A 12,503-nucleotide genomic window follows, 5' to 3' on the forward strand; every position below is an offset into this window, starting at 1 on the left:
GAACTTTCAAGGAAAAAAAATAGCATCCATCGGATCCTTCTCCTTTGTCTGCTCTATCTTCGCTTATCGTCCGCTCTCTGAAGGAACGCCTCGACGCTGCCTCCGCGCAGCACATGCTCCACCAGCTGCTCGACGCAATCGGCGATGCCGCGTTCCCGCAACAGTCCGGTCAGCAGCCCGGCCGCATCCGCAGGCGAGCCCGCGCCGGCCGAAGCGAGCGCACGGTCCGCCCGGACGGAGGCTCTCGGTCCGTTCGCCCCCAGCGTCTCGTCCAGCGCCAGGCGATCGAAAAAAGCGCGCAGCCTCTCCCGCTTCGCAGTCAGCGATCCCTCTTCCGCCTGCTTTTGAAGCGCCATATCGGTTCCTCCCCGAATCATCAGACTTCGCATGGATCAGACAACAGCCGTCAGAAACCGCTTCGCTTTACGGACAAGCATCCGACAGGGGATAGCTTGTTCGTAACGATTATGACACAAATAGTAGCAACTGGTTGAGGGAAGAAAGGCATGTTTCGGATTAGTCTTTCCTGTTCATTTTCATGCCCGGTTTTCACGCCTCCTCTCCTACTTCCGGCTGGAAGCCCCGCATGAATATTCAGATTTGTTTCCGCTTCCACTGCCATGTATGCGCTCCCTTTCCTATTCCTAGAAAACGTTCGCTTCGCCAGCGCCAATGACTTCGGACTCATGATCCGGTCAACGTGAAAAAGACCGAAAATCTCGCTCGCAGAGCGGCTTTTTCGGTCTTTGACGGTGACGGATCAGCTGACATGGCCTTGCCGGGCCGGCGGCAGGACAAGGACTTGCGAATCAGCTTCCCCGTCGATTTTCCCGGATCAGCTCTTTCCCGGCTCCGATTCGACAAGGCTCGCGACTTTGGTCGCCTCGTCCGCTGGCCCCGATTCTCGAAATACCCACAGCCGATTCAGGATGAATCCGATTCCAGTAGCGGCAATGATCGAAATCGCTTTGCCGATCAGCGCATTCCAGCCGAGCCATTCCTCGCAAAGCACTAAAATGGAGGTCGATAATCCGAACATTAGACCGTTTACGGCAAGGAATTTAAGCATTTCGGCTTTTTGGGCCCGGCCTCTGCGACCAAAGGTCCAGCTGCGGTTCACCACATAACTGTTGATTGTCCCGCATGCGAAGCTTGCCGTCTGGGCGATCAGGTAATTGACGCCGAGCAGCGCATGCAGCAAAGCGAATACGCCGTAATCGACCAGCGTGTTCATGACGCCGGTCAGCCCGTATTTGACTAGAGTTCCCATCATTCTTTCCTTCCCGACTCCGAGTGACGTTCCGCCTTTAACCGTAAGCCAACGCAAGGGCTTGCGTCAAGCGCCTTCCGAATGCTGGAAAAAGATCGAAAATCAAGGCTTCGGATTATATAATAGATAGGATTGCATTCCGAGAGAGCGAGGAAAGAGAAATCATGTTCGAACGATTAAAGCGGGCTGCGATTGGAATCGCGCTCGCCGCAGCCGCTCTGCCCCTGCTGTCCGGCAGCCGGCCCGCCCTGCTGGATTGGCGGGAGCCGCCGCCGGCCTGGACGAGCCAGTCCTTGGTCGCTCATGCGATGGGGTCGGTGGATCAGCTGTTCTTTACAAATTCGCGCGAAGCCTTCGAGCAAAATTATGCACGCGGCTATCGCGTTTTCGAGGTCGATCTGCAGCTGACGACAGACGGCTTTTTGCTCAGCCGCCACGATTGGGGCAACTATTTGTACGACCGCTTCAAGCAGGTCATCCCCCGCGAGCAGATGGACCGCCCGGCTCCGCTGGAGCCCTTGCTCTCCTTGCCGATCTACGGCCGATACCACGCGATGAGCTTTGAGCAGATCGTCGAGCTGCTGCAAAACCATCCCGATCTATGGATCGTCACCGATACGAAAGGAACGAGCGAGGAAGAAGTGCGGCAGCAGTTCGAGGCGATGATGCGCGCCGCAAGCGGCAAGGAGGGCGTGCTGGAGCGCGTCATTCCGCAGCTTTACAGCCGGGACATGCTTCGCTGGGTGGAAAGCATCCATGCTTTTCCTTCCTATATATATACGTTGTACCAATCGCAGGACAGCGAGCGTCAGGTGCTCGACTTCGTCCTCGCGGAACCGAAGGTGGACGCTATCACGATGGCGCAGGACCGCGCCCTGAAGTCCGCTCCGTTCATCGCCAAGCTCGCTTCCATGCGCGTGCCGGTCTATGCGCATACCGTCAACGACGAGACGATCATCCGCGATCTGGCGGCGATCGGCGTGCATGGCATTTACAGCGATTCGATGACGTACGGGCGCCTGGAGCAGTCCCGAATCCAGCTGCCCAAAAGAAATTCCTGATCTCTTGCGTACGCAAGCAGGAATGACGGATTCGATCCAGAAAACCTTGTAGGGAAGAAATTTGTATCAGAGGTTGCAACTGTTGTCAAGTTTGATTATACTTACTTTATGAAAGAGACGAATTGCATGCTATTTATGCTTGCAAACGTCCATGTCAATGCCTTTGTAACCATTTCATAACGCTTTTTTAAGAATCTCTTAATCTTGCTTGGTTACAATAAGAACAACCAAGAACGACGAGGAAAGACCGATAAAAGCAGGACCAACTCGAAAAGAATTGGAGTGAAAAGCGATGAGAACGCTCATTTCCTTTCAAAACAAAAAAATTCCCGTTTATGTAACGGAACAAAACAATAAAAAAGCGCTGGATAAACTGGGCGAGGTCATGAACCGCAAGCTGTTTACCGGCAAGAATTCGCTGAAGAACAGCCTCCGTTCGCTGATCAGCGTGGAAATTACCGGCAGCGAAGCGACGCTTCATACGTACAACGAAAAGGATACGCTGACGATCTCGCTTTATTGATCGGATGGCTCAGGCCTGCCCCGCTCCGCATGACGTGGAGCGGGGCTTTTTCTGCTGCTGCCCGAATTGGGAATCGCTTGCCCGATATGGTACATTGTTCTCATCGCAAGCATCCTATCCAATGGAGGAGAAGCCGCCATGCTGTTCGTCTCGAATCGGGACATGCACGATCCGTCCCTCAACCTCGCCTTGGAGGAATACATCCTGCGCCATCTTCCCGCCGACAACGACTACCTCCTGTTCTACATCAACGAGCCGTCCATCATCATCGGCAAAAACCAGAACACGCTCGAGGAAATCAACGAGGAGTACGTCAAGGAGCAGGGCATCCATGTCGTGCGCCGTCTTTCCGGCGGAGGCGCCGTCTACCACGATCACGGCAATCTCAACTACAGCTTCATCACCAAGGACGACGGCGAGTCGTTCCGCAACTACCGCAAGTTTACCGCTCCAGTCATCGAGGCGCTGCGCTCGATGGGCGTCGAGGCCGAGCTGAGCGGACGCAACGACATCCAGGTCGGCGAGCGCAAAATATCCGGCAACGCGCAGTTCGCAACGCGCGGCCGCATGTATACGCACGGCACGCTGCTGTTCCAATCCGACATTTCCCATGTCGCCTCCGCGCTCAAGGTCAATCCGGAGAAGTTCAAGTCCAAGTCGACCAAATCGGTCCGCAGCCGCGTCGCCAACATCTCCGAGTTCCTGCAGGAACCGATGTCGGTCGAGCAATTCCGCTCCCGCCTGCTCTCGGCGCTGTACGAGGGCCGTACGCCGGAGACGTACGAGCTCTCCGCAGCCGACTGGGAAGGCGTCCGCAAGCTCGCGGACGAGCGGTATCGCAGCTGGGACTGGAATTACGGCCGCTCGCCGGCGTTCAACATGCGGCAAGTCAAGCGCCTGTCCGCCGGCACGTACGACGTCCGGCTCAACGTAGCCTCGGGCCGCATCGAGCAAGCCTCGATCTACGGCGACTTTTTCGGCATCGCCGAGGTCGCCGAGCTGGAGGAGCTGCTGTCCGGCATCCGCTATGAGCCCGAAGCGGTACGCGAAGCGCTCGCCGGCGTCGATCTCGTCCCTTATCTTGGCCCGGTCGAGCTGGACGAATTCCTGCAGCTGCTGTTCTGACAGAAGCTTGTCCATACGCCAGCAAGCTCCCATGTCGACTGATCTTCAATACGTCGACCGTCACGCCGCTCTCCTCCGCCATTTCGCTCCCCCCCAAGCATGCGCCCTCCTCCTTTCCTTGCCTTGCTGTACACCCTCCTTTTGCAGGAGAGTCAACTCCGGATTCGCCTGAAAAAGAAAACCACGCCAAAATGCCGGATTTCCTCAAGAGGAAATCCGGCTCTATCCGGTGCGGGCGCCGTGCTCGGCCTCCGGGTCAAGACGATATTCGGCGGAATCGCCGCGCAAGCTCCGCTTGCCTTCAGCCGAACTGAATGACGCGGTTGTTGTCGCGTTCGAAGCCCTGGAAGCGGCTGCCGCGAAACGACAGCTTGCCGATATCGCCTTCGGCCAGCTGGCCGTAATCGCGTCCGCTGATCGCGAACTCCATCCGGTCTCCGCTTTCCACCTCGAACGTCGCGTAATAATCGGTCTTCGTCTGCTGCGGCTGCCCTTCCTCGTACGGCTGCTGGCTTCGCACGCGCGAGCGCTTGCTGACGACCGCCGCCTTGACCGAGAGCAGCGGCTGCGCGCTGTTGCGGCTCCAGCTGGCGTACGAGCGGATCAGCCCCGCTCCGATGATGACCGCGATGACCGCGATCAGAATCGTCAAGCTCGTTCCCGCCGTCGTAAAGATCGAATCGATGCCCGAATCGGTTCCCACTCGCGTTCCCTCCCCGATGACTGACCTTAGGCTCCTTAGTCCCATTTTATGTCGGAGCGGGACGCTTATTCGAAGGGATTGGCCGGACTCGTCCTCATCCGAACCCTTTCCGAGCCGCTGTCGTCAAAAAAAGCCGTTCCTCCAAGCCGGCCAGGCCGGTTTGGAGGAACAGCTTGTCGATTCGATGGATCAGCCGAGAGTTCTCGCGGCCAGCCGCTCCAGCGCGCCGTCCTCGACGAGCGGGAAGTGGCAGGCGACCTGACGGCCCGGCAGCGCTTCGGCGAGCAGCGGCTCCTCCGCCTTGCAGCGATCCTGCGCCATCGGGCAGCGTGGATGGAAGCGGCAGCCGCTCGGGGGATTGGCCGGAGAAGGCACGTCGCCCTTAAGGATGATGCGCTCGCGCTTGAGCGCCGGATTCGGACGCGGAATCGAGGAAAGCAGCGCCGCCGTATACGGATGCAGCGGCTGGTTGTACAGCTCCTCCGTCGGTCCGACCTCGGCCAGCTTGCCCAAATACATGACGCCGACCCGGTCGGAAATGTGGCGGACGACGTTCAGGCCGTGGGCGATGAACAGGAACGTCAGGCCCAGCTCCTTTTGCAGTCGGGCCAGCAGATTGAGCACTTGGGACTGGACCGAAACGTCCAGGGCGCTCACCGCCTCGTCCGCGACGATGAACTTCGGATTGAGCGCGATCGAGCGCGCGATGCCGACGCGCTGGCGCTGGCCGCCCGAAAACTCATGCGGATAGCGATTGCGGCGGGAGGCGTCAAGACCGACCAGCTCCATCAGCTCGACGACGCGGGCGTCGATCTGCGCGGCCGTCATGTTCGTATGCACCTTGAGCGGCTCGCCGATGATGTCGCTGACGAGGAAGCGCGGGTTCAAGGAGCCGAACGGATCCTGGAAGATGATCTGCAGATCCTGGCGAAGGTCGCGCAGCTTCGAGCTGCCGAGGGCGTGGATGTTCTGGCCGTTGTAGATGACTTCGCCGTCTGTCGCGCTCTGCAGGCGCAGGATGACACGGCCGAGCGTCGATTTGCCGCAGCCGGACTCGCCGACGAGGCCGAACGTCTCTCCCTTCTTGATTTCCAGGGAAATATCGTCGACCGCCTTTACTTGGCCGACGACGCGGCTGAGCAGCCCTTTTTTGATCGGGAAGTATTTCTTGATGTGCTTGATCTCAATGAGCGTCTCGTTCGACAGCTGCTTGCTCATACCCTTACCTCCCCGTGCTCGATCGCCGCTCTCGCCGGCGAAACCTTCGACTCGGCGGCATGCTCCTCGAACAGCCAGCAAGCGGCCTTATGGTCCTGTCCGATCTGGAAGAAGCCCGGCTCCTGCTTGCGGCAGATGTCCATCGCATGCTCGCAGCGAGGATGGAAGCGGCAGCCGGTCGGCAGCTGGTTGATGCGCGGAATCGTGCCTTTGATCGTGTACAGCTCGTTGCCGTCATTCGCCTCGAAGCCGGGAATCGACTTCAGCAGGCCGACCGTGTACGGATGGCTGGGCTTCGAGAAGATTTCCTCCACGGAGCCCTCTTCCATGATGCCTCCGGCGTACATGACGACGATGCGGTCGGCGACTTCCGCCGCCACGCCCATGTCGTGGGTGATGAGGATGATCGCCATGCCCGTCTCTTTTTGCAGGTTCTGGAGCAGGTCCAAAATCTGCGCCTGCACCGTCACGTCGAGCGCGGTCGTCGGCTCGTCGGCGATGAGCAGCTGCGGCCGGCACGCCAGGGCGATGGCGATGACGACACGCTGGCACATGCCGCCGGACAGCTCATGCGGGTACTGCTTGGCGCGGACCTCCGGAGACGGGATGCCGACCTGGCGCAGCAGCTCCACCGCTTCCTTCATCGCATCCTTGTCGGATTTGTTCTGATGGAGGCGCAGGCTCTCGGCGATCTGGTCGCCGACCGTGAACACCGGATTGAGCGCGCTCATCGGATCCTGGAAGATCATCGCGATCTGGTTGCCGCGAATGCGGCGCATCTCCTCCTGCTCCTTCGCCGACAGCGATTCGCCGTTGAACGAGATGTCGCCCTCGAGGATCGCTCCTCCTGCATAGTCGATCAAGCGCATGATGGCGAGGGAAGTGACGCTTTTGCCGCTTCCGCTCTCGCCGACGATGCACAGCGTCTTTCCCTCTTCCACGTTGAAGGAGATGCGGTCGGTCGCTTTCACGATCTCCTTGTTCACGAGGAAGCCGGCACTCATTTCGTTGACTTCGAGAATTTTGCGCGCCATTGGTCCAGCCTCCTTGGAGAAAGTTGTGCTTTTTGACGAGGGTCCATCGCGTCGCGAATGCCGTCGCCGATGAAGTTTACAGCCAGAACGACGATAAAGATGCACATGCCCGGGTAGACGCCTTGCATCGGATCAAGCAGCATGAACTCCTGCGCGTTGCTCAGCATCATGCCCCAGCTCGTGTCTGGCGGCTGGATGCCGAGTCCGAGATATGACAGCGCGGATTCCGCCAGGATCGCGCCGCCGACCATAAGCGTCGCATTGACGATGATCGGGAAGCTAGAGTTGCGCAGCAGATGGCGGAAAATGATGCCCCAGCTGCTGACGCCGATCGACTTGGCAGCCTCGACGTACTGCATCTCGCGCAGCTGCAGGAAGTTGCCGCGGACGAGCCGCGCCACGCCCATCCAGCTCGTGAACGACAGGATCATGATCATCAGCATGAAGTTCGTGCCGAAGATGGCTCCGATCAGGATGTTCAGGAACAGCGTCGGAACGGAGTACATGACGTCGACGATGCGCATCAGGATAATATCAATCCAGCCGCCGAAGTAGCCGGAGATGGCGCCGATAATGGAGCCGATGATGACGGCGACGGCTGCGACGGCGAAGCCGATCGTCAGCGAGATGCGTCCGCTGAAGATGATCCGCGAGAAAATGTCGCGGCCCAGCTCGTCCGTGCCGAGGACATGGTCGCCGGTGAACGGGCGCAAGTTGGCGTTCAGCAGATTTTGGCGGGCTGGATCATACGGAGCGATCCAGGGAGCGGCGACGGCTGCTACGATGAACAGAAGCATGACGACCAGGCCGCCCATGGCGAACGGGTTGCGCCTGAATTTGCTCCAGGCGAGACGCCAAGGACCGATCGGCTTTTCCGAGAGCGGAGCGGCGTTGACGGGAGCTTCCACGTTGGATGCTGGCTGCAGATGTGCGCTCATGCCGCTTTCCCTCCTTTGGATAGCTGCACGCGCGGATCGGCGGCCGCGTACAGGATGTCTGCAATCAGGTTGCCGATGACGACGAATACGGCGCCGAGCAGCGTGATCGCCATCAGGACGGAGTATTCACGCGCAACGGCCATTTGGACGAACAGCTGGCCCATGCCCGGCCAGTTGAATACCGCCTCCGCCACCGCGGCGCCGCCAACCAGCATCGGCAAATCGAGGCCGACAAGCGTGATGAGCGGAATGAGCGCGTTGCGCAGCGCGTGCCGGAAGATGACTTTATTCTCCTTGACGCCCTTGGCACGGGCAGTGCGGATATAGTCCTGCTGCAGCACCTCTAGCATGCTGGAGCGGGAATACTTGAGGTAGCCGGCCAGCGAGACAATCGTGAGCACCGAGACCGGCAGCACCATATGCATCAGCAGATCGGGAATGTTGCCTTCTTTGCCGATCGTATACATGTCCGATAGCGGAAGCAAGTCTAGCTTGATGGAGACATAGCTCTGTAGGATGATGCCGAACCAGAACGTCGGCATCGCGAAGCCGACATAGGAGATGAAGGAAGCGCTCTGGTCAGACAGTCCGTATTCTTTCGTACTATTATAGATGCCCCACGGGATGGCGATCAGCAGCGTCATGATCCAGGTCGCTCCCATCAGGATGACCGAATTTTTGACCGTCGGCCACAGAATGTCCCCGACCGGGATGTTGTTCTTGAACGTCGAGCCGAGATCGCCGGTCAGAATGTTGCCGAGCCAGCGGAAATATTGCTCCGGCAGCGAATCGTTGAGGCCGAGCTGCTCCGCTCGGATCTGGCCTGCTTCCGGCGACAGGCCGGGGGAGAGGAAGATCTGAGTGGGACCGCCTGGAGCGGCATGGATCAGACCGAACGTGAAGATGGAGATCAGAAAGAGCACGACGACAGACTGCAGCGTCCGCCGGATCATATACTCGCCCATAAGTGGATCCTCCTTGTGTGCTGGATGCTTGAGTTGCGGATGAGCGGCTTTGCGCCGGGCAGAACCGGACAGCAGGCGTTCGGGACCGGTTATGCTCAGGGCAAAACCGTCTTCCCATCGCGAGGGAAGGCTGGGTTCCAAGTGGAGAAAGGATAAAGGAGGAAGGACAATGCCCTTCCCCCTTTATCGGTTGAATCTCAGGCTAACAGGGTCTTATTTCTTTTCTTCCAGCGACCATTTGTTGATGCCGAAGTATTCGCCGTAAGCGAGCGCTGGCACCGGCTTAGCGTCGCCAAAGACGACACGTTTGTTGTAGACCGACGGAGTACCGTATTGATACAGGAAGACATAAGGCAGGTTCGTGGAGATCTGCTGTGCGACCTGCTTGTAGATCTCTTTGCGCTTCTCTTGATCCGTCGTGGAGTAGCCGTCAACCCACAGCTTGTCCAGCGTCTCGTTTTTGTACCAGCCGGAGTTTTGGCCGTTCGGCGGGAAGTACTTGGACGAGAAGATCGATTCGCTGTCCGGATCCGGGCTGTTGAGCGACCAGGCTTGCAGCGCGGCCTGGTATTTGCCCGGCGTGATGTTCTGCTCGATCCAGGACGAGAAGTCGATGCCCTTGGTCGTTACGCCGATGCCGATATCAGCCAGGTTCTGCTGGATGACGGCGGATACCGCTTCGCGGCGGCTGTTGCCGGAGTTGTACTGCAGCTCGAATTTGAACTCGAAGCCGTCCTTGTCGACCGTGCCGTCGTTGTTGCTGTCTTTCCAGCCGTCTTCGGCCAGCAGCTGCTTCGCTTTTTCGACATTGTAGTCATAATTGACCGCGTCGCTGCCCGGATCCGCCCATGTGCCTGGCAGGAATGGAGCGTTGAGCGCCTTGCCGGTGCCTTTGAGGATGTTTTCAAGCACGCCTTGGCGGTTGATCGCATAAGCGATCGCTTGACGCGTCTTTTCGCCCGTGAACGGAGACTCCTTGCCGCCCCAGTTCATCTTGTTGAAGTTGAAGCTCATGTACTCGTACAGCGGACCTGGCTCCAGCTCGACGGTAAGGTTCTCTTTCGCCTTGACGGCTTCGACTTGGGTAACCGGAATGCCGCCGACCATGTCGACATCGCCTTTGATGGCCGCTTGCACCGTCGTGTTTTGGTCCGCATAGATTTTGTAGATGATCTTGTCGATGTTGACGTCGTTGACGTCCTTCGCCCAGTAGTTGGCGTCCTTTTCGAACGACAGGTATTGCTTCTGGTTCCATTCCGTCCATTTCCAAGGTCCGTTCGTGACGGTCTTGGCCGGATCGGTGCCGTAAGGATTGCTTTGCAGCTCGGCTGCCGGCACGTCCTTCAGGATATGAGAAGGAACGACGTTGGTTACGAGCGCGTTCAGGAATGGAGCGTAAACGGTCTTCATCGTAATTTTGGCCGTTTGCGGATCGATGACTTCAACCTTGTCCACTTTGTCGAAGGTGCTGATGCCAGGGGCAGCCGCGGCCGGATCCTTGATCGTGTTGAACGTGAACGCGATGTCGTCCGCCGTCACCGGCTGGCCGTCGCTCCACTTGGCGTTCGCCTTCAGCTTCAGCGTGTACGTCAGGCTGTCTGCCGAAATTTCCGGAAGAGCTTCGAGCAGGGACCAAGGCTCGGCGACGACGTTGCCGCCCGCATCGTAGTCGAGCAGGTTGGAGAACATGAAGTACGCGGCATCGCCGGAAGAGGTATCTGCGATGTAAATCGGGTTCGCGTTGACGATGTCGGAGAACGTACCGATCGTCAGCGTGCCGCCCTTGACCGGGCCGGAAGGCTCAGCCGACGGAGCCGGGGACGCCGCTCCCTCGTTCGCGGTGTTCGTCGCCGGTGTATTTGTGTTTCCGGCGGTGTTCGTGCCGTTGTCATTGTTGCCGCAGCCTGCGGCGATGACCCCCATAACGGACAAGCTGGCAATCATGGCTTTCCACTTAAACGATGAAGCTGCCACTCCACATTCCTCCTTGGCTCTAGCCAAAACTGTGTTTTTCCGGTCTCATTGTAGCACCTTTTTTAACGTTAGAATATAGATATGTCTGAAAATAATTAAAATTTTATTGATCGCATAAATATGCATAGAATCTTTTTTCATCGGGCAGCGCTTTCAGTTAGACCGTTGTTAGGTTTAGAGGCCATTATCAATGAAGTGAGAATGTGAGATAAGTATTCGATTTTCGGGATATTCAAACAAAATGTCAGGAAATCTGACGCTTTTATTTCGATTTGAAACGAATGCTGGACACAGTACAAATTGAAGCAAAAAGCCATTATTTTTCGTATAATTTTGTTGTTTTTTAATGCAACGCTTTAACGCAATATAAAAGCAATACGTTAACTTGATGTTGTAATTATCCCTCCATAATTGCCACCATATCCCATTAAGGTGAAGTCCGTCCCTCGCCGGGCTTCTCCTTTTAGGACAAAAAGCGGACCCGTTCCATGAAAAAAGACCCCTCCTCAGGGGTCTTTCGCGCTAGCCCGACGCCTCTCCCTTACCGGGACAGAATCGTCTCGAACGTGCTTCGGTCGAGCTTGCGGACCAGCCGGAACAGCAGCTGCTTGGCCGCGTCGTAGTCGTCGACATGCATGATGGCGGCGGCGGTATGGATATAGCGGGCCGGCAAGCCTATGACCGCGGACGGAACGCCGATGCCCGACAGATGCACCTGTCCGGCATCCGTGCCGCCCTGCGAGAAGTAGTACTGGTACCGGATGCCCTCCGTCTCCGCCGTATCCCGGATGAGCTCGACCAAGCCGCGGTGGGTGATCATGCCCGGATCCTGGACGCGCAGCAGCGCGCCTTTGCCAAGCTGGCCCATCGCGGTCCGGTCGCCGGTGGAGTCGGCCGCCGGACTCGCGTCGAGCGCCAGGAACAGGTCCGGCTGCACGAGATTGGCCGCGGTCCGCGCTCCGCGCAGGCCGACCTCCTCCTGAACGGTAGCGCCCGTATAGATCACATTGGGATGCTCGGCGCCCTTGAGCTCCTGAGCCAGCTCCAGCGCCAGGCCGACGCCGTAGCGGTTGTCCCAGGCCTTCGCCATGATCTTCTTCGGATTGGCCATCGGCGTGAATGGACATACCGGCACGATCGCCTGGCCGGGACGGATGCCCATGGACATCGCGTCCTCGCGGTTGTCCGCGCCGACATCGAGGTACATCGACTTGATGTCGACGACCTTGCTGCGCGCGGCATCGTCGAGCAGATGCGGCGGCGTCGAGCCGATGACGCCGATGACCGGCCCGTCGTCCGTGACGACCTCCATGCGCTGCGCCAGCATCGTCTGGGCGTTCCAGCCGCCTAGCGTCACGAACTTCAGCATGCCGCTCTCGGTGATCGCCGTCACCATCAGGCCGACCTCGTCCATATGGCCGGCCACCATGATGCGCGGCCCCTGCTCGTCGCCGCGAAAGACGCCGAAGACGCTTCCGAGGCGGTCGTGGACAAGCTCGTCCGTATGCCGCTTGAGCTCAGCCTCCACGAACCGGCGCAGCTCCAGCTCCTGTCCCGGCACGGCCCTCATCTCGGTAATCGTGCGGAACAGCTCCATCGTTTCCTGATTCATCCTGCTTGACCTCCTGCTACCCGAATGATTCCAGTATAGCGCATGCCAGGATGGATGCCAAAACCGTTCGAGCGGGTCCG

12 protein-coding genes are annotated in these 12,503 nt (G+C 58.4%); 3 read left to right on the forward strand and 9 right to left on the reverse strand.

Translation table 11 applies throughout. The features are described 5' to 3' along the window. Nucleotides 1-53 precede the first annotated feature (53 nt). Both NYE40_RS18840 and NYE40_RS18845 read right to left on the reverse strand, forming a co-directional pair. Nucleotides 54-356 (reverse strand): hypothetical protein, encoded by a 303-nt coding sequence (locus NYE40_RS18840; RefSeq protein ID WP_101808067.1) that lies wholly within the window; start codon nt 354-356, stop codon nt 54-56. A 479-nt stretch (nt 357-835) separates the two neighbouring features. Further along, nucleotides 836-1,273 carry a GtrA family protein gene (locus NYE40_RS18845; RefSeq protein WP_101808068.1) on the reverse strand — a complete coding sequence of 146 codons (438 nt, stop codon included), beginning with the start codon at nt 1,271-1,273 and terminating at the stop codon, nt 836-838. Between the two features lie 161 nt (nt 1,274-1,434). On the opposite strand from NYE40_RS18845, the gene NYE40_RS18850 reads away from it, so the two are divergent. The 3 genes from NYE40_RS18850 to NYE40_RS18860 all read left to right on the forward strand — a co-directional run bounded on the left by NYE40_RS18850 (nt 1,435) and on the right by NYE40_RS18860 (nt 3,979). Next, on the forward strand, nt 1,435-2,331 hold the full coding sequence (locus NYE40_RS18850; protein ID WP_052333601.1) for a phosphatidylinositol-specific phospholipase C/glycerophosphodiester phosphodiesterase family protein: 897 nt from the start codon (nt 1,435-1,437) through the stop codon (nt 2,329-2,331). A gap of 292 nt (nt 2,332-2,623) precedes the next feature. After that, complete coding sequence (locus tag NYE40_RS18855) at nt 2,624-2,854, forward strand: hypothetical protein (RefSeq protein WP_028600476.1); 231 nt, start codon at nt 2,624-2,626, stop codon at nt 2,852-2,854. Nucleotides 2,855-2,992: 138 nt separating this feature from the next. Then, the gene (locus tag NYE40_RS18860) at nt 2,993-3,979 is read left to right on the forward strand and encodes a lipoate--protein ligase (protein WP_101808069.1); all 987 of its coding nucleotides are present in this window, start codon (nt 2,993-2,995) and stop codon (nt 3,977-3,979) included. Nucleotides 3,980-4,280: 301 nt separating this feature from the next. Here the strand turns inward: NYE40_RS18860 and NYE40_RS18865 are convergent, their stop codons facing one another. The 7 genes from NYE40_RS18865 to NYE40_RS18895 all read right to left on the reverse strand — a co-directional run bounded on the left by NYE40_RS18865 (nt 4,281) and on the right by NYE40_RS18895 (nt 12,423). Beyond that, a complete protein-coding gene (locus tag NYE40_RS18865) occupies nt 4,281-4,682 on the reverse strand; it encodes a DUF2500 domain-containing protein (protein WP_180968393.1) in 402 nt (133 codons plus the stop codon). Nucleotides 4,683-4,871: 189 nt separating this feature from the next. After that, a complete protein-coding gene (locus NYE40_RS18870) occupies nt 4,872-5,900 on the reverse strand; it encodes a dipeptide ABC transporter ATP-binding protein (RefSeq protein WP_339278785.1) in 1,029 nt (342 codons plus the stop codon). After that, entirely contained in the window at nt 5,897-6,934 is a 1,038-nt protein-coding gene (locus NYE40_RS18875) for an ABC transporter ATP-binding protein (RefSeq protein ID WP_339278786.1), read from the reverse strand. The genes NYE40_RS18870 and NYE40_RS18875 overlap by 4 nt, the downstream gene beginning before the upstream one ends. Further along, a complete protein-coding gene (locus tag NYE40_RS18880) occupies nt 6,901-7,872 on the reverse strand; it encodes an ABC transporter permease (protein ID WP_153784157.1) in 972 nt (323 codons plus the stop codon). The genes NYE40_RS18875 and NYE40_RS18880 overlap by 34 nt, the downstream gene beginning before the upstream one ends. Continuing rightward, nucleotides 7,869-8,837, reverse strand: a complete 969-nt coding sequence (locus tag NYE40_RS18885; RefSeq protein ID WP_153784158.1) for an ABC transporter permease — start codon at nt 8,835-8,837, stop codon at nt 7,869-7,871. Before NYE40_RS18885 ends, NYE40_RS18880 begins: the two co-directional genes overlap by 4 nt. Nucleotides 8,838-9,050: 213 nt before the next feature. After that, on the reverse strand, nt 9,051-10,811 hold the full coding sequence (locus NYE40_RS18890) for an ABC transporter substrate-binding protein (protein WP_339278787.1): 1,761 nt from the start codon (nt 10,809-10,811) through the stop codon (nt 9,051-9,053). A gap of 541 nt (nt 10,812-11,352) precedes the next feature. Beyond that, nucleotides 11,353-12,423, reverse strand: coding sequence for a M42 family metallopeptidase (locus NYE40_RS18895; RefSeq protein WP_028600470.1), 1,071 nt, complete (start codon nt 12,421-12,423; stop codon nt 11,353-11,355). Nucleotides 12,424-12,503 lie beyond the last annotated feature (80 nt).

Source organism: Paenibacillus sp. FSL W8-1187, from assembly GCF_037965485.1.
In the GTDB taxonomy this organism is placed as follows: domain Bacteria; phylum Bacillota; class Bacilli; order Paenibacillales; family Paenibacillaceae; genus Paenibacillus_O; species Paenibacillus_O pasadenensis.

Excerpts from the sequence above, each read along its gene's own strand:
- NYE40_RS18860 (WP_101808069.1), top strand. The coding sequence starts at position 2,993 with ATGCTGTTCGTCTCGAATCGGGACATGCACGATCCGTCCCTCAACCTC.
- NYE40_RS18875 (WP_339278786.1), bottom strand. The coding sequence starts at position 6,934 with ATGGCGCGCAAAATTCTCGAAGTCAACGAAATGAGTGCCGGCTTCCTC.
- NYE40_RS18870 (WP_339278785.1), bottom strand. The coding sequence starts at position 5,900 with ATGAGCAAGCAGCTGTCGAACGAGACGCTCATTGAGATCAAGCACATC.
- NYE40_RS18885 (WP_153784158.1), bottom strand. The coding sequence starts at position 8,837 with ATGGGCGAGTATATGATCCGGCGGACGCTGCAGTCTGTCGTCGTGCTC.
- NYE40_RS18845 (WP_101808068.1), bottom strand. The coding sequence starts at position 1,273 with ATGATGGGAACTCTAGTCAAATACGGGCTGACCGGCGTCATGAACACG.
- NYE40_RS18840 (WP_101808067.1), bottom strand. The coding sequence starts at position 356 with ATGGCGCTTCAAAAGCAGGCGGAAGAGGGATCGCTGACTGCGAAGCGG.
- NYE40_RS18855 (WP_028600476.1), top strand. The coding sequence starts at position 2,624 with ATGAGAACGCTCATTTCCTTTCAAAACAAAAAAATTCCCGTTTATGTA.
- NYE40_RS18895 (WP_028600470.1), bottom strand. The coding sequence starts at position 12,423 with ATGAATCAGGAAACGATGGAGCTGTTCCGCACGATTACCGAGATGAGG.
- NYE40_RS18880 (WP_153784157.1), bottom strand. The coding sequence starts at position 7,872 with ATGAGCGCACATCTGCAGCCAGCATCCAACGTGGAAGCTCCCGTCAAC.
- NYE40_RS18850 (WP_052333601.1), top strand. The coding sequence starts at position 1,435 with ATGTTCGAACGATTAAAGCGGGCTGCGATTGGAATCGCGCTCGCCGCA.